This is a genomic window from Iodobacter fluviatilis (genome assembly GCF_004194535.1).
GTDB lineage: Bacteria > Pseudomonadota > Gammaproteobacteria > Burkholderiales > Chitinibacteraceae > Iodobacter > Iodobacter fluviatilis_A.
Genome location: NZ_CP025781.1, coordinates 2,593,499 through 2,609,508 on the forward strand (window position 1 = coordinate 2,593,499; position 16,010 = coordinate 2,609,508).

Below are 16,010 nucleotides of genomic sequence, written 5' to 3' on the forward strand. Positions count from 1 at the left end.
ACGCTTTTTACTGCGGAACATCCGTTATTTATTTGGTAAAACATAAGGCGCAGGTGGTTTGCCAAGCAGTAGCCCAGTTGGATTAGCCCTTGCTGCTTCACTCATCACGCGTAAGTCTTCACTGATTTGTTGCATATTATTTAGTGTGCTATCTAAGCCGCCTTCATGTTGCTCTAGTAGTTTATCTAGGCGGCTAAAGCTACTTTCCATTTTCTGTAAGCTACCAACCAGATGTGGGTTTTCTAGCAGGGCGCGTGCCTGCTTGGCACTGGCGGCTAGATCGCTTGGGGCGCTGGCCCATGCCGGATCGGTCAGAAGCGTTTGTAAGGCTTGATTGCTGCTACGGGCTTCGTGCATAAGGCCACTGGCTTCGCTGCTGAGCTCAGAAAAGGGGATCTTTTCTAACTTTTCTGTAATCAACAGCATTTTTTGTGCGAGCGCTTGCAAAGGAATGTCATTCATCTTGCTATTCGCTGTGCTTAATACCTGATTTAAATTACTGATTAAGCCTTCAATATCTAGTTTTTGTAGGCGTATAGCAAGATTTTGGGTGGAGTTAACGAGTTGCGCCATCGTGCTTCTAGTCGATGGAATATACAGATGCTTAGGCTGCCATTGCATGGTAAGGCTGGGATTGCGTTCTAAATCTTGATAGTCAATTTCTAGGTAGCTGGTGCCCGTTAGGCCCTGAGGATTAAGCCGAACCCGCAGGCCTTTGGCGATTTCTTTATCTAAATAGCTTTGATCAGGAAACGGCATGTTTTTGCCACCAAATAGCTCGGGGCGAAGTTTGGCTTCGATCAGCACATATTGTTGGCGCTCATTGGGGGATAAATCCTGCTGATAGCGTGAATAGGTAAAGCCAATATGGCTGACTTCCCCTACGACCACGCCGCGATATTTTACTTTGGACCCAATATCAATACCCTGCACCGATTCATTAAAATAGCTTTCTAGGGTAATGGTGGAGCGCGTCCAGTGGCCCGCGCCAAAGTAGATGGCGAGAATAAGACATATGCAGAGCGCGGATAGAACAAATAGGCCTAGGCGATAATAGTGCTTTTGAGCGGTCATAATTTGGCCAGATATAAATAATAATTAATACGTATGCCGAGTAAAAAAATCGCTAACCCGTGGGTTGGGATCTGCAGCTAGCGTTTTCGGCGCGCCGATGGCAATCACGCCTTGTGCTTGTTTATCCAGCATGATGGCGCGGTCTGCAATGGTGAAAATACTGGCTAGCTCGTGGGTGACCACAATAAAAGTGGTATGCAGGCTATGCGCTAATTGCAAAATCAAGGCATCTAACTCGGCGGCGGTGATTGGGTCTAGCCCTGCTGATGGCTCGTCTAAAAACAAAACCTGAGGGTCTAGGGCGAGGGCGCGGGCAATGGCGGCACGTTTTTGCATCCCACCTGATAGCGCGCTGGGTAAAAAATCTGCATAGGCATCTAGCCCTACCAAGCGTAATTTTAAGCGGGCGACGATTTCACGGGCGGCAGCATTAAGCGGGGTATATTCTGCCAGCGGCAGCATGACGTTTTCTAGCACCGTTAGCGAGCCAAATAGCGCCCCCGATTGATACATCACGCCAATACGGGCCAAGATGCGTTGGCGCACTTCGCCTTGAGCACTAATGATGTCTTCGTCGCCAATCAGCACCGTGCCTTGTTGCGCGGGCAAAAGGCCGATCATATGTTTGAGTAGGGTAGATTTGCCACAGCCAGAGCCACCTAGGATGGTAATGATTTCACCCTTGTTAACCTCAAAGCTCACATCACGCAAGATAACGTGATCGCCATAGCCGCATTGCAATTGTTTGACTTTAATAATGGCGTGTTGCATTACCACCTCAATAAATAGAAAACAAAAGCAAACAGGCCATCGCTGATCACAATTGCAACAATGCTGCTCACAACGGCTTGCGTGGTAGCCGCACCTACGGCACTGGCTCCGCTGCCTGCTTGCAACCCCCTAAAACAACCAATCAGCGCGATTTCCAAACCGAAGATCGCCGCCTTAAATAGGCCCCCGCAAAGTCGCCCAGATGCACAATGCTTGAAACGCGTGTGATATAGGTTTGGATGGGGATATTAAAACTTAGCATCACAATCGCTGCACCTATCAAGCCAATTAACACAGCACAAGCCGATAGCAGCGGTGCCATTAGCGTGGTGGCAATCACTCTGGGTAGTACTAAATAGCGTATTGGATTGAGGCCTAAGGTGGTCAGGGCATTTAATTCTTCGTTTACTTTCATGCTGGCAAGCTCTGCGGCAAATGCCGCCCCAGTGCGCCCAGCTAATAAAATTGCCATCATTAAGGGAGCCAGCTCACGGACCAAGGAGAGGCCCACTAAATCGGCAACAAACATTTCTGCGCCAAATTGGCGCATCGGAATCGCTGATTGAAACGCTAAAATCATCCCTAGTAAGGCAGCAATCAGTGCCACGATAGGCAGTGCATCCGCGCCATTTTTACTAGCGGTGGTGAAAATCTCTGTAATGCGCAATTTACTGGGTGAGCGCAGCACTTGATGCATTGCAGCGCTTAGCTCGCCTAGATAGGTGATGGCACAGCGCATCGCCGTATTATGCTCAGCCGTTGCTTTGCCAAGGGTGGTGAGCCAGCCTATTTTTGCAGGGATAGGCGCTTGATAGAGAGGTGTATCTGCTTGAAAGGCATCAAGTAGCTCGGTAAAAGGAGGTGCTAAGTCCTTAATCCTGGCCCCGCCTTGAATGAGCAGATAAAACAGGGCCACACCGGCCCCATCACAATAAGTTACTTTGCTGGCATCTACTTCGCAGACACCAAGTGTGCTGGCCTGAGCCCAAAGTGGGGCAACTGCCTGGGCGTTTAATCGGCCTGAGAGTTGTAGAACTTTGCCCTCGGGAAAGGTTTGAATTTCAATTTGAGCCATTGAAGATCTTAATTTAAGTTTGTGCTGTAAGGACGGAGCGCAGCATACACCAATCGTTGCTTATGTAAGATTTAATAGAATTTACATAGGTAGTTAAAGAAAAGTTTAATTGTACTTAATTGTAAATACCTAGTGCCTTACAAAATTTACAATTTACCTTGATTTAGCAGTGATTCCTACTGTTTAGCTTACAAAAGTAGCTTGCTTGTTAACTCTTTGAATGATTGATTGCTACATAGCATTGCACCACTGGCCCTGTGCTAATTAAATTCTTGGTCAATGTGATTATCATGAGTGGGCTGTTGACGTTTCATTCGTCATTGCGCTGAGCCGGAAAACGGCCCAGCCCTTCGGGTTAGCTACATTTTTGGGGCGGCATGGCTTGCCTTGTTCAGCCCCAAAACTGCAGCCAATGCAGCCGCGAATGAAGCGCCAATAGACACTAGGCTGTTATGTTCTTTTAAATAGATGGCATGAGCATTACGGCATTGATGAGCAAACCGATCTGCTTAGTTACTTGATGCATTTGTTTAAGCGGCACAAGTAGGCGAGGGATTTATGGAGGTCATGCCACTTGGGTAGCCGCTTTTTGGGAGCAGTGTTTTTATCCAAGGCTATTCGATGGTTTTAAGCTGCTTAATGTTGGAGCTGCTCGGTAAGCAGGCGGCTGGATTCAACTAAGCGATAAAGAAAGCCGGTGCGATCTAGGCAGTGGCTGGGTTTACGCCAGCGCAGCATCACATCGGCGAGTTGCCGAAAAGCATGGCTGGATTCTGCATCGGGGAAAGCATCCAGCACCGTACGGCCTAAGCGTCCTGCTCTTTGTAGTTTTTCGTCTTCGGGCACATAGCCAATCAGCTTCATTTGCGCTGCATCGCCTAAATACTGTTTGGCAACGCTTTTTAGGCGGTTGAAAATCAGCCCCGCCTCGGTAATGGTATCGACACGATTCACTAAAATTCTAAATTCACGCCTTGCGTATTCTGTGCTGAGCAATTTAATGGTGGCGTAAGCATCGGTTAGCGATTCGGCGCTATTGGAAACTATCACTATCACATCATCGGCCGCCAAGCTGAGACAGGGTACGCCGTGGCTGGCGGAGGGGCGGGTATCGAGCAGCAAAAATTCAGCATACTGGATGAGTTGCTCAAACTCGGCCGATAGCCAAGTTAACTCCCGCTCGTTCAAGCTGCTTAGCACCGTAGCTTTAGCGCAGATAGGCAGGATAGAAAAGCCTGCATCGGTTGCTAGTAGGGTATCGGCAAGGGTCACTTCACGGCGGAGCACATGGTCTAGCTCGTGTTTTTGTTCTAGACGCATGCGGTGCGCCACATTGCCCATGCCGCTAAATTCATCTAATAGAATCACTTCACGATTGCGCTCGGCCAGTGCTGCGGCTAGGTTAATTGCCAGCGTGGTGGTGCCACTGCCACCGCGCCCACCATTTAAGCTGATGCTGCGGCAGGGTATGGGGGCAATCATGGCGCGCAGGCCAGCGGCTTGATCGAGCCACAGGCTAGGCACGGGAATGGCTCGCATGATTCATATTAAAATCCAGCGGATTATCCATGGTGCCGCCTTGTGCTCCCATATAGAGCGGGAACTCATCGGGCTTTAAGGTAAAAGCGCTATTTTGTGTTTCAGCCCTAAAAGCACGGTCTACTAAGTAAGATACATTGGCCCGGTGCAAGTCTTCTGGCACGCGCTGGCCATTGGTTAAAAAGTGCAAGCGTAGCTTGTGCCGGATCGCTACATCTAAGCAGCCACCTAGATTCATGGCTTCGTCGAGCTTAGTGAGAATACATCCCGCTAAATGGGTGTTGCGATAGCGGCGGGCTACATCGTCTAGCGTACCGGTCTGGGCATTGGCCGCTAGCAGTAGCAGGGTAGAGACGTTGTCTTCATCAAAGAGCGCCAGTTGCTCGCTGATGCGTTGGTCGCGCTGACCCATGCCGACGGTATCGATCAGTACCAAGTGTTTTTCGCTTAGATCGGCGAGGGTAAATTGTAGGTCGGTTTCGTCTTTGACTTCATGTACTGGCACACCAATAATGCGCCCGTAAATACGCAGCTGATCGTGCGCACCAATCCGGTAGCTATCGGTAGTCAAGAGCGCTACCGAATCTGGCCCGTGTAGCAGTGCACAACGCGCTGCCAGCTTGGCGACTGTGGTGGTTTTTCCGACGCCAGTAGGGCCGATGAGTGCATACACACCACCACGATTTATTAAATCATCATCGGTAGTGGCTGCGGCTAAATTATGCGTGAGTGCGGCTTTAACCCAGCGCATGCCTTGATCTAGTGTCATTTGCGCAGGCATTTTTTCAACCAGCTGCCGCGATAGCGCGGGGCAAAATCCAGCCGATAGTAACTGACGTAGCGCTTCTAGTTTTTCTGGTGCGTGGCGAGATAACTCGCCCCAAGCCATGCCCGCTAATTGGCTTTCTAATAAGCCGCGCAATAAGCGGATTTCCCGCGCAATGTCATCCATAGCTTCTTTATCTGCAGGGTTTTGCGCTGCAGGTACTTGATCGTCTTCAAAGCTAAATGTGGGTAAGGCGCGTTCTGGTGCTGGGCGGCGTGGCGGAGGTGTGGTGGCACGTGGCGGAGGGCGGCTTGGCCGTGGCTGCTGGTATTCTGGATTGCTATCTAACGGTAAGGGGGCTTCTACTCGTGGCGATGCAACTATGGTGTTGCGGTTACTACGCAGCACCATAGGCTCATCGTGCATGATGTGATCGGTACTGGGCTCTGTATCGTCGTCATCAGGAATAGCATAAGAGCGAGCGAGGGCCTTGCTAATAGGCGCAGCGGCTTGGGCACTTTGTAGCAGTTTTGCGCCATTTTGCGCGCCACGGCTGCTGGTCGCGGGGCGTGGCTGTGCAGCAACGCTTTGGACGTTGGTCAGAGCGGCTACATCAGCATCGGCTACGGCCATGATCTCTATTCCACCACCTGATACTTGGCGGTTTGATAGAATTAGTGCGTCTGGGCCAAGCTCATCTCGAACTTGGCGCAGTGCATCACGCGTCGTTGCTCCGTAGAATTTTTTTACGACCATATCCAGTTGCCGTCTGAAAACACGAGTTATCCTTATGCATTGTGAGCAATGCGTATTTTGGGTGTTAGTTTATAAGCTAACGAAAATCAAAAAGATCGGTAAGCATACAGAAGAGGCACATTATGTGCGCTGTAAAAGGCGGCTTGTTTGTTCTGGCTTGAGTAAATAGTCATTCTCAATGTTGGTTTTTATGGTTTAAGGATATTGAGTGACTAATTAATTATTTATGATCTTGTTATAAAAAGACAATTAATTTTTAGTTTATCTTTAATTTAAAGCTTTTTTGTATTGCTAGCGCTGCTTGCTGAGTTATAAATATTGTTTGCATTAATGCGCTTTGTGCTAGAAATGCTGCACGGTTCTTGAGGGGGCTGAGTATTTATTTTAAGACCAATCTAGCAGATCAGTTTAATTTGCACCTAGCATCCCCACAATTCGAATGGTTTTACTGTCGGGTATCTCGGTATGCGCAATCACGCGTAATCCGGGAATCGAGCGGCGTAAAAAACGGCTCAGCATAGGGCGGAGCTGGGCTGGAGCGATTAATACCGTGCTTAAGCCTTGCTGCTCTAGTTGATCAGATAATTCAGAAGCTTGCTTGAGTACACGTTCCGCAAGTCCTGGTTCCAATCCACCTTGTGCATTACCCGATACGGCAGAGAGCAGAATATTTTCTAATTGTGGCTCTAAGGTAACAACTTGCAATTCGTTTTCACCAGGAAATAGCTGGTGAACAATCGCTCGGCCTAATGCTACCCGCACTGCTGCGGTCAGCTCGTCAATATTTTGGGTGCGGACAATATGTTCGGCCAGTGTTTCTAAGATGCTTCGCAAATCGCGTATATGCATCCCTTCTTCAAGTAAGTTCTGTAAAACTTTTTGTAAAGTGCCAACGGGAATAATTTTGGGCACTAAATCTTCCAGTAATTTTGGCGCTTCCTTACCAAAATGCTCCAGCAATTGCTGGACTTCTTCGCGGCCTAAAAGTTCGGCAGAGTGGCTTTGTAAAATATTAGAAATATGCGTCGCCACCACGGTGGCAGCATCTACCACCGTATAGCCAAAAGCTTGCGCCTGATCGCGCAAGCTGGCGTCAATCCAAACGGCGGGAAGGCCAAAAGTAGGGTCTTGGGTTGGCGTGCCGGGTAATTGGCCAATCGCATTACCGGGGTTAATGGCTAGCCATTGACCAGCAAATGCTTCACCAGTACCTACATCCACCCCTTTGAGCTGAATACGATATTGATTAGGCTTAAGCTCCAAATTATCGCGGATATGCACGGAGGGCACTAAAAACCCCAGCTCCTGTGCAATTTTTTTACGAATGCCGCGAATACGGCGAAGTAGTTCACCATCTTGGTTACGGTCTACCAAGGGAATCAGCCGGTAGCCGACCTCTAAGCCAACTGGATCAACAGGTTGCACATCGTTCCAACTGACCTCTTGCAAGGGTGGAGTGGGCGCTGCGGCAGGGCCGGCGGCTCCGGATTGGCCCGGTGCACCTCCCCCGCCCGCTACGCCTGCGCCTTGTAGTGCGAGTGCAGTTTTCTTTTGGTCGATCTGCCAGCCTATCCCCGCCAAAATGGCGGCCATTAGTAAAAACGCCGTGTGCGGCATGCCAGGGATCACCCCTAAAATACCTAGTACCGCCGAGGTAACATAGAGTACTTGTGGCTGTGAAAACATTTGCCCTAAGATTTGCTCAGATAAATCTTCACCATCACCAACCCGCGAAACCACAATACCGGCAGCAACCGAGATAATCAGCGATGGAAGCTGGGCAACTAAACCATCACCAATGGTAAGCAGAGTGTAGGTTTTTCCAGCTTCGGCAAAGGGCAGATCGTGTTGCGCCATGCCCACAATCAAGCCGCCGATGATATTGATCACCATGATCATAATCCCAGCCACCGCATCCCCACGCACAAACTTAGAAGCACCATCCATAGAGCCAAAGAAGGTGGCTTCTAAGGAGATTTCGGTACGACGGCGTCTTGCTTCTTCTTCGCCAATCATGCCGGCGTTCAAATCGGCATCAATCGCCATTTGTTTACCCGGCATAGCATCAAGGGTAAAGCGGGCAGATACTTCAGCAATTCGCCCAGCACCCTTGGTAATCACCACAAAATTAATAATGGTGAGGATAATAAAACCGATCACGCCCACAGTTAAATTATCGCCAATGAGGACGTGGCCAAAGGCTTCAATCACCTTACCAGCCGCATCGGCGCCGTTATGGCCTTCGGTGAGCACCAGTTTGGTAGACGCCACGTTGAGCGAGAGTCGCAGTAGTGTTGTAAACAGCAAAATCGTTGGGAAACTAGAGAATTCGAGCGGCTTACGGGTGTAGAGCGCCACCATCAGCACGATGATGGATATAGCGATGTTAAAAGTAAAGAATAAATCGAGCGCAATGGCAGGCAGCGGCAGAACCATCATGCCGAGAACCATCAGTACCAGCGCGGGGCCAGCGAGCTTGCTGTAATTAAAAGTGCGCCACATAGGGCTTTAAATTCTCTTTATTTGATTCAAAAGCTGGGGAGGGGGTTCATTCCCCCATACAGAAAATAAACGTAACGACTCGTTAAATTTTGTAGCGCATAAAAGTATGTTGAATAAGAACGTAAGCTACACTTGCGGCTATGTACACGAGGTTCAATGCTCTTCGGTTGAGATTATAAAGCGGTCTTAGACTTCGCCCCCTGGATCTAAATCACTGGGTACAGGGAGCTCGGTTGATAGATTTGGCTCTTCGCCGCCAAAATTTTGCCAGTGCTTAAGCTGATAGATATAAGCCAGTACTTCTGCCGCAGCAGTATACAACGCGGCAGGGATCTCTTCTCCAAGTTCAGCATGGTGATAGAGCGCACGGGCAAAAGGCGGGGTGCGGACAATCGCTACTTTATGCTCTTTACCTAGCTCGATAATTCGTTCTGCCAGCAAAAAAGCGCCTTTAGCCACAATCTTGGGCGCACGCATGGATTCGGTATATTGCAAGGCCACGGCAAAGTGAGTTGGGTTGGTGACAATCACGTTGGCTTTTGGAATCTCGCTCATCATGCGCTTTCTGGCTGCTTCATGTTGTAGTTGACGAATCTTACCTTTAATTTCAGCCGAGCCCTCGGCATCTTTGCCTTCTTGCTTTACTTCTTCTTTAGTCATGCGCAAGCCCTTGTAATAATCCCAGAGCTGATAGGGCGCATCAATCGCAGCTAAAATAGCTAAAGAGCTGATCACCAGTAGCAGGGTGTGCTGAACCATTTTCCACATATAGGGCATGCCAATTTCGAGTGGCATGGTAATCAGCTGGATAAATTCTTCTCTTTGCCCCCATAACACCCACGCCGCCACGCCGCCAATCAGGCTGGATTTAAGAATGGTTTTTGTCATTTCAACGATGCTTTTTAGTGAAAACATCCGGCCTATCCCATTCATGGGATTCATTCGGGCAAAGTTGGGCGTTAAAGCTTCAACGGTAAATAGCCAGCCACCGATCAATACTGGCGTGATAATCGCCATCAGGGCGCAGGGTAAAATAATCGGTAGGCAAGCCATTAAGGCTTTTTGCGCTGAGCCAGTAAAATGCAGCAGCATTTGATTAGGGTCGCTAATGGTGGTTCGACTAAAGCTGAGCTCGGCAATGAAAATAGCTTTTAAAGTGCCGAGTAATTCAGGCCCAAGCGAAATCAGCATGACGATGCCGGTCATTAAAATGGAGAACGTTGCTAATTCTTGTGAGCGCGGAATCTGCCCTTTACCTCGCGCTTCTTCTAAGCGCTTACTAGAGGCGGGCTCCGTGCGTTCTGCGTCTGAATCTTCAGCCATTATTTAATCCTCGCTGGCCGATTGAAAAGATAGACCAATTTACTCGGTGCAGAGAAAAGATGCAGCCAAGTGCGAGTTTACTGTGATTTATTCGGGCTGGCACTGCAATTGCTTAATCAAGTGCTATTAGCAATAAGCCCCTATCGAGGAGCCTCGTCATGGCGAGCAATCTCACTGTTGTAGCCAGTGCCCAAACTAGCCGGTCAACTGACCCTCGTGCTTCTGTCGCGATGGGGGCAGAGCCTGCTGCTGGGCAAACATTTGCTAAAACGCTAGAGCGGGAGGTGAGCTCTCGTCAGGAAGGCAAATCAGCTGAGTCTGAAAAACCAGCGCCCGCAAAAAAAGAAGAAAATACCGGCGAAGATGAGCAAAAATCCCAAGCAAACAGCGCGCAAGCTGCTCAGCCATGGTTGGCCATGCTGCAGGTGCAAGCTCTGGCTCAAGCCAGTGCGTTGAGTAATGTTGCTAAGCCAGATGGCGATAAAAGTTTTGTGGGCCTTGATCTCACTAAGCTGGGTAAGGGCTTGTTGAGCGGCGAAGACGGCGAGGGAAATGGATTAACGGCCTTAGGGCAGACTGATCTAAACCCTAGCCAAGCTTTGGCAGGTGATATTAACGCGGCAAAATTTGCCTCTTTACGGCAGAAAGCGGCCGGTGATGCCAATGGCTTTACCGCGCCAGAAGAAGACTTTGCAGCTCTTTTGGCCGTATCTAAAGAAAATGCGCCGTTGCTTAAAACAGAAGCTGCACCCGTGGTGGCCTTGCACACTCCTGTTGCAGAGGCTAAACCTGCTGGGCCTACACATACCGTGGCAGAGCCGGTGGGTAGCTCACGTTGGGGCGATGCGGTTGCGCAGCGGGTATCAATGATGTTGCAAGATAAGCATCAGCAGATTGATATGCAGCTTAATCCACCGCATCTTGGCCCAATGGAAGTGCGTTTAACCATGTCGGGAGAGCAAGCGAGTGTGGTGTTTAGCTCGCAACATGCTTCGGTACGTGAGGCGCTTGCTGCAGCTACACCTAGGCTAACAATGTTGCTGGCTGACCAAGGTATTCAGCTGAGTAATGTGCAAGTTGCCTCTGATTCATTAAATCAACATGCCCAGCAACAGGCGCAGCAGCAAGCTAGTAGTCAACAGATGGAGCAGCAGCAGCATCAATCTAGATCGAGGCAATTTGCTGGAAATCTGACAGATAATTATAGCGATGGGTTGCCACGAGTGATGACGGATGTTCACGTACCTGTAGCGCGTAGCGGTCTAAATCTTTATGTTTAAACAAGGCGCGTCTTGTTGTTTTGCAGCAAGAGCAGCGCCTTACTCTCTGTTTGTTAATGCTTTTTAAGCTATAATCAAATGACTTAATTCCAAGGCCAGCGCCCCTCGCATTTTATTGGGGCGCTTTGTTCTGGTTTTTATTTTATTTTTTATCAAATATTTCAATCCATTCAAGGTGATGTCATGTCAGATGCCAAAGTGGAAGCCGCGCCTAAAGCGAAGAAAAATATTCTTTTATTTGCTGTGATTGGCTTATTAGTGGTCTTGTTAATCATTGTGGGGGGGGTGGCCGCGTTTTTGCTGACAAAAAGTAGCGATCCTGCTGCGGATGAAGTGGCGGCAGAAGCCACTGCACACGACGATGCAAAAAAGAAAAAGAAAGATCATAAAAAGAAAGAAGAGCACGCTGCTGTTTTTGAAAAATTGCCACAATTTACCGTTAACTTGCATTCGGAAGATGGCGATGGCATTTTGCAGACGGATATTTCTTTAGAACTGGGTGATCCAAAGTTAGCCGAAAAAATTAAAAGTTTGTCGCCTAAAATTCAAGGACAAATTAATAAGCTGCTTCGTGGTAAAACGATGGCAGAAGTAAAAGCACCCGACGGCACCGATAAGCTGGGTAAAGAAATTCGTGAAATGGTAAATAAAATTTTAGGGGCAGAGAGTGAAGATGAAGGGGTTATTTCAGTTAATTTCACATCATTTATTGTGCAGTAACTAAGTAAATAATTGATGCTGGGTAGATGGTGTGTTTACCCAGCATCAGCGAATGTGCTTTAGTTGCAAATATCTACAGCTCAGCCGAGTTGAATACAAATTATATTAAATAACGGGTAATAGTTTATCCGGGCTAAGGATTATGTCAGACGATATCCTTTCTCAGGAAGAGGTTGACGCGCTACTGCGTGGTGTGACCGGTGAAGACGATTCTTCCGACGACGAGGTCGATGCTTCTGCTGTTCGCGATTATGACATTGGTCGCCAAGAGCGCATTGTTCGTGGGCGGATGCCTACGCTTGAAATTTTAAATGAGCGCTTTGCACGTAATTTGCGCGTGGCCTTATTTAACTTTATGCGCCGCAATGCTGAAATTTCCGTTGGCCCCGTTCGGGTGCAAAAATATAGCGAATTTATTCGTAATCTGGTGGTCCCTACCAATTTAAATTTGATTCAAATGAAGCCGCTGCGCGGAACAGGATTATTTATTTTTGATCCTGATTTTGTGTTTTTGGTGGTGGATAATTTATTTGGCTCGGACGGTCGTTATCATGTGCGGGTTGAAGGGCGTGATTTTACAGCCACCGAGCAGCGGATTATTCAGCGTCTCTTGGATGTGGTTTTTGAAGAGTACGAAAAAGCGTGGGTTCCGGTTTTTCCTTGCGAATTTGTTTACATCCGTTCAGAAATGAATACTCAGTTTGCTAATATTGCCACGCCAACTGAAGTAGTGGTGGCCTATACCTTTAAAATTGAATTGGGTGCGGGTGGTGGGGATTTTCATATCTGCTTCCCCTATTCAATGATCGAGCCTATTCGCGATGTGCTGTATAGCACGATGCAGGCTGACCGAATTGAAGTGGATAATCGTTGGACCACTTTAATGCAAAAGCAAATTCAGCATGCTGAGGTTGATTTGGTGGCCACTTTGGGCAATGCCAAGGTCACTTTAGGAGAGATTTTAGAGCTGCAGCTGGGGGATATTATTTCTTTAGAAATCCCTGAGGCCATTATTGCTGCGGTAGATAATGTGCCCGTATTGGAGTGCAAATACGGCACTTTAAATGGGCAGTATGCTTTAAGGGTAAGTAAAGTATTGGGTTCCGCTGAAGCTTTAACGGGGAGCGAAACAGAAAGCCAATTAAATGACGAGGAGCAGAAATAAAAATATCTAGCGGCTAATGAATAGCAAATAAAAATACTTAGCCAAGGTAAATTGATCGTGGTTGAGATTAAATGGTAAGCCAATGAGGATTTTGTAATGGCTGATGAAGATGAAATGGCAATGGATGATTGGGCTGCGGCCCTTGCCGAGCAAGATGTAGCCGATGCAGCATCGGCTTCTGGCCCTGAAGTGCAGGCTGCGGATATTTTTCAGCGTTTTGACGCAAGTGCACCTATTGCTAATGCACCTAGCAATATTGATATGATTTTGGATATCCCTGTTTCACTGACTGTGGAGCTGGGGCGGACTAAAATTGCGATTCGTAGCTTACTGCAATTAGCGCAGGGATCAGTGGTAGAGCTAGATGGGATGGCGGGGGAGCCAATGGATGTACTGGTGAATGGCTGCTTAATTGCCCAAGGGGAAGTGGTGGTGGTGAATGATAAGTTTGGTATTCGCCTCACCGATATTATTACCCCCGCAGAGCGAATTCGCCGCTTACATAAATAGCTTCGGATACTGTCAATGGCCCGCTGTCCTTTATTTGTTCAGAGATTTACAGCGGGTTGTTTATAGCGAGAGCGCTTTACAAAACTTCATTACTAATACATGCCTACACGATTATCGTGAGAATTTATGAAATCTCTATGCTGCAAAGTGTTGTTTTTTTTCTGCTTTATGTTTGCCGGCTGTTTACCTGCTCATGCAAATGCGTCTTCCCCTGCTACCGCCCCCGCTTCAAGTTTAATGTCTATTGCTCAAGTAGTGTTGGCATTAGGTTTTGTTATTGCCCTGATTGTATTTAGTGCTTGGCTAGTGCGTAGGTTCTCTTTAATGCCTATGGGGGCTAAAGGGCAGGTATTAAAGGTGGTTACTGGTGTGATGGTAGGGGCTAAAGAACGGGTCGTTGTGGTGGAAGTAGAGGGGCGTTGGCTGGTGCTGGGCGTTACGGCTAATACCGTTAATTTATTACATAGCTTGGATGCACCTGAGCAAGCTGAGACAGTATTGGTTCCACAGGCTTTTTCTCAGCAATTTTCTGCTAAATTGGCCGCAGCTTTGCAAAGGGCACCACATTGAAACGCTTGATGATGGCTCTCTTGGGGATTTTATTTGGCTTATGCATTGCTGCCGTTGCGGGTGCTGCTGATCCGGGAATTCCCTTTATGACCGCCAATGCGCAAACAGGTGGTACACAATATAGCTTACCGATTCAAACACTATTATTTTTAACCGCCATTAGCTTTTTACCCGCTATATTGTTAATGATGACGGCATTTACTCGTATTATTATTGTATTGTCTTTATTGCGCCAAGCCCTTGGCACGATGCAAGCCCCGCCTAATCAAGTGATTGTCGGTTTGTCTTTGTTCCTTACTTTTTTTGTGATGTCACCAGTATTTGATAATATATACCAGGTTGCTTATCAGCCTTATGCAGAGCAAAAAATAGGTTTTAATCAAGCGGTAGAAAAAGGCGTAGTACCGTTAAAAGACTTTATGCTTAAGCAAACACGGCAAAAAGATTTGGCATTTTTTATTGAATTATCTGACATACAAAAACCGAATGGCCCAGAGGATGTGAGTTTACGTATTCTGGTGCCCGCCTTCGTGACCAGTGAGCTTAAAACCGCATTTCAAATTGGCTTTATTGTTTTTATCCCATTTATTATCATTGATTTTGTAGTGGCGAGTATTTTAATGGCAATGGGGATGATGATGGTGTCTCCTGTGATTATTTCATTGCCTTTTAAGCTAATGCTATTTGTTTTGGTTGATGGCTGGACACTATTAATGGGCTCGCTAGTCCAAAGCTTTTACGTTTCAGGATAGCCATGACGCCAGAAACAGTTGTAACAGTGATTCAAAGGGCCATGGAAGTCATGGTGCTGTTAGGTGGGCCATTATTGCTAACCGCGCTAGTCGTTGGCTTGGTGGTGAGCATTTTTCAAGCTGCTACGCAAATCAATGAAGCGTCTTTATCCTTTATTCCCAAGCTGTTGATTACCTTTTTAGTCTTTGTACTGATTGGCCCTTGGATGATTGAAACGGCAATGGATTACACTATTCGCTTATTTCAAAGTATTCCGCAAATGATAGGCTAGGGGTAACGTGAAGGATATTTGGACTGTTAGCCACGCGCAAATTGACCTCTGGTTGGGTATTTTTTGGTGGCCATTTTGTCGCATCTTTGGATTTTTATTATCCGACCCATTTTATTCCAGTAAAGCCATATCCGTAAAAGTGCGCGTGGCAATTGCTATCTTTTTGTCATTAATTATTGGCCCAGTATTACCTGCTATGCCACAAGTACCGATTGTTTCCCCCGAAGGGATTTTAATCGTTATTAATCAACTACTCATTGGCATTGCAATTGGCTATGTGGTACGAATTATTTTTTCTGCCATGGAAATGGCTGGGCACTTATCCGGTTTGCAAATGGGCTTGGGCTTTGCTACGTTTTACGATCCCTTGCATGCTACGAGTGTGCCGATTGTGGCTCAGTTTTTAAGCTTAATGACCATTTTGGTATTCTTGGCTTTAAATGGCCATCTATTGGTATTGCATACTTTATTAGATAGCTTTAATACCTTGCCTATTCGAGTGCAGCCTATTTCTGGATTAGGGTTTAAAATGCTGGCGGAATATGGGTCATTAATTTTTCGCTACGGCGTATTACTTGCTTTGCCGGTGGTTGGCTCTTTGTTGGTGACCAATTTAGCAGTGGGAGTGATGACGCGTGCCGCACCGCAGCTGAATGTGTTTGCTGTAGGTTTTCCTTTGATGATGGGCATTGGCTTAGGTGCGATGTATTTATCGCTGCCTTATATGCCTGCTCATATTGATATTATGTTGAGTGAAGGCTCGCGCTTTGTTGTTAAAATGTTGGCTGCGTTTGCTGGAAAAACCTGATATTTTCGATTAGCTCGTTGTTTTTTCTATATAAGTTTTTACCTATCAATCCTGTAGTTTTTTACAATAATTCCCGAGTGCTTTACTCGGGTATTCTCAGTGTTATAATCTCACCCATCAGAATTAT

The 16,010-nt window shown here is 47.3% G+C and carries 14 protein-coding genes and 1 pseudogene; 8 read left to right on the forward strand and 7 right to left on the reverse strand.

Going from position 1 to position 16,010, the window contains the following annotated elements:
- Positions 1–24: 24 nt before the first annotated feature.
- The 7 genes and pseudogenes from C1H71_RS11580 to flhB all read right to left on the reverse strand — a co-directional run bounded on the left by C1H71_RS11580 (position 25) and on the right by flhB (position 9,806).
- The gene (locus C1H71_RS11580) at positions 25–1,074 is read right to left on the reverse strand and encodes an MlaD family protein (protein WP_130106683.1); all 1,050 of its coding nucleotides are present in this window, start codon (positions 1,072–1,074) and stop codon (positions 25–27) included.
- 24 nt (positions 1,075–1,098) lie between these two features.
- The gene (locus C1H71_RS11585) at positions 1,099–1,845 is read right to left on the reverse strand and encodes an ABC transporter ATP-binding protein (protein WP_130106684.1); all 747 of its coding nucleotides are present in this window, start codon (positions 1,843–1,845) and stop codon (positions 1,099–1,101) included.
- Positions 1,845–2,920, reverse strand: a pseudogene (locus C1H71_RS11590) (ABC transporter permease). Before C1H71_RS11590 ends, C1H71_RS11585 begins: the two are co-directional and overlap by 1 nt.
- A 636-nt stretch (positions 2,921–3,556) precedes the next feature.
- On the reverse strand, positions 3,557–4,459 hold the full coding sequence (locus C1H71_RS11595; protein ID WP_130106685.1) for a MinD/ParA family ATP-binding protein: 903 nt from the start codon (positions 4,457–4,459) through the stop codon (positions 3,557–3,559).
- A complete protein-coding gene (gene flhF / locus C1H71_RS11600) occupies positions 4,437–5,981 on the reverse strand; it encodes a flagellar biosynthesis protein FlhF (RefSeq protein WP_130106686.1) in 1,545 nt (514 codons plus the stop codon). The genes C1H71_RS11595 and flhF overlap by 23 nt, the downstream gene beginning before the upstream one ends.
- 408 nt (positions 5,982–6,389) lie before the next feature.
- On the reverse strand, positions 6,390–8,483 hold the full coding sequence (flhA, locus tag C1H71_RS11605; protein WP_130106687.1) for a flagellar biosynthesis protein FlhA: 2,094 nt from the start codon (positions 8,481–8,483) through the stop codon (positions 6,390–6,392).
- A 186-nt stretch (positions 8,484–8,669) separates the two neighbouring features.
- Positions 8,670–9,806: a flagellar biosynthesis protein FlhB gene (gene flhB / locus C1H71_RS11610; protein ID WP_130106688.1), complete on the reverse strand. Its 1,137-nt coding sequence runs from the start codon at positions 9,804–9,806 to the stop codon at positions 8,670–8,672.
- Between the two features lie 158 nt (positions 9,807–9,964).
- Here flhB and C1H71_RS11615 point away from each other — a divergent pair, with 158 nt between their 5' ends.
- From C1H71_RS11615 to fliR, 8 genes are all read left to right on the forward strand, one after another.
- The gene (locus C1H71_RS11615) at positions 9,965–11,086 is read left to right on the forward strand and encodes a flagellar hook-length control protein FliK (protein ID WP_130106689.1); all 1,122 of its coding nucleotides are present in this window, start codon (positions 9,965–9,967) and stop codon (positions 11,084–11,086) included.
- 183 nt (positions 11,087–11,269) lie between these two features.
- Positions 11,270–11,806 carry a flagellar basal body-associated FliL family protein gene (locus C1H71_RS11620; protein WP_130106690.1) on the forward strand — a complete coding sequence of 179 codons (537 nt, stop codon included), beginning with the start codon at positions 11,270–11,272 and terminating at the stop codon, positions 11,804–11,806.
- Positions 11,807–11,948: 142 nt separating this feature from the next.
- On the forward strand, positions 11,949–12,971 hold the full coding sequence (gene fliM / locus C1H71_RS11625) for a flagellar motor switch protein FliM (protein ID WP_130106691.1): 1,023 nt from the start codon (positions 11,949–11,951) through the stop codon (positions 12,969–12,971).
- A 96-nt stretch (positions 12,972–13,067) separates the two neighbouring features.
- On the forward strand, positions 13,068–13,481 hold the full coding sequence (gene fliN / locus C1H71_RS11630) for a flagellar motor switch protein FliN (protein ID WP_130106692.1): 414 nt from the start codon (positions 13,068–13,070) through the stop codon (positions 13,479–13,481).
- Positions 13,482–13,718: 237 nt separating this feature from the next.
- Positions 13,719–14,051 carry a flagellar biosynthetic protein FliO gene (fliO, locus tag C1H71_RS11635; RefSeq protein ID WP_223145855.1) on the forward strand — a complete coding sequence of 111 codons (333 nt, stop codon included), beginning with the start codon at positions 13,719–13,721 and terminating at the stop codon, positions 14,049–14,051.
- A gap of 8 nt (positions 14,052–14,059) precedes the next feature.
- A complete protein-coding gene (fliP, locus tag C1H71_RS11640) occupies positions 14,060–14,803 on the forward strand; it encodes a flagellar type III secretion system pore protein FliP (RefSeq protein ID WP_130106694.1) in 744 nt (247 codons plus the stop codon).
- A gap of 2 nt (positions 14,804–14,805) precedes the next feature.
- Positions 14,806–15,075, forward strand: coding sequence for a flagellar biosynthesis protein FliQ (fliQ, locus tag C1H71_RS11645; RefSeq protein WP_130106695.1), 270 nt, complete (start codon positions 14,806–14,808; stop codon positions 15,073–15,075).
- A 7-nt stretch (positions 15,076–15,082) separates the two neighbouring features.
- On the forward strand, positions 15,083–15,883 hold the full coding sequence (fliR, locus tag C1H71_RS11650) for a flagellar biosynthetic protein FliR (protein ID WP_130106696.1): 801 nt from the start codon (positions 15,083–15,085) through the stop codon (positions 15,881–15,883).
- The last annotated feature ends 127 nt before the right edge of the window (positions 15,884–16,010 follow it).

Bases quoted from the DNA above. Each gene is read 5' to 3' on its own strand.
- fliN (WP_130106692.1), top strand. From the start codon at position 13,068: ATGGCTGATGAAGATGAAATGGCAATGGATGATTGGGCTGCGGCCCTT.
- flhA (WP_130106687.1), bottom strand. From the start codon at position 8,483: ATGTGGCGCACTTTTAATTACAGCAAGCTCGCTGGCCCCGCGCTGGTA.
- flhF (WP_130106686.1), bottom strand. From the start codon at position 5,981: ATGGTCGTAAAAAAATTCTACGGAGCAACGACGCGTGATGCACTGCGC.
- C1H71_RS11595 (WP_130106685.1), bottom strand. From the start codon at position 4,459: ATGCGAGCCATTCCCGTGCCTAGCCTGTGGCTCGATCAAGCCGCTGGC.
- fliQ (WP_130106695.1), top strand. From the start codon at position 14,806: ATGACGCCAGAAACAGTTGTAACAGTGATTCAAAGGGCCATGGAAGTC.
- C1H71_RS11580 (WP_130106683.1), bottom strand. From the start codon at position 1,074: ATGACCGCTCAAAAGCACTATTATCGCCTAGGCCTATTTGTTCTATCC.
- C1H71_RS11620 (WP_130106690.1), top strand. From the start codon at position 11,270: ATGTCAGATGCCAAAGTGGAAGCCGCGCCTAAAGCGAAGAAAAATATT.
- C1H71_RS11585 (WP_130106684.1), bottom strand. From the start codon at position 1,845: ATGCAACACGCCATTATTAAAGTCAAACAATTGCAATGCGGCTATGGC.
- fliM (WP_130106691.1), top strand. From the start codon at position 11,949: ATGTCAGACGATATCCTTTCTCAGGAAGAGGTTGACGCGCTACTGCGT.
- fliO (WP_223145855.1), top strand. From the start codon at position 13,719: ATGTCTATTGCTCAAGTAGTGTTGGCATTAGGTTTTGTTATTGCCCTG.
- flhB (WP_130106688.1), bottom strand. From the start codon at position 9,806: ATGGCTGAAGATTCAGACGCAGAACGCACGGAGCCCGCCTCTAGTAAG.
- C1H71_RS11615 (WP_130106689.1), top strand. From the start codon at position 9,965: ATGGCGAGCAATCTCACTGTTGTAGCCAGTGCCCAAACTAGCCGGTCA.
- fliP (WP_130106694.1), top strand. From the start codon at position 14,060: ATGATGGCTCTCTTGGGGATTTTATTTGGCTTATGCATTGCTGCCGTT.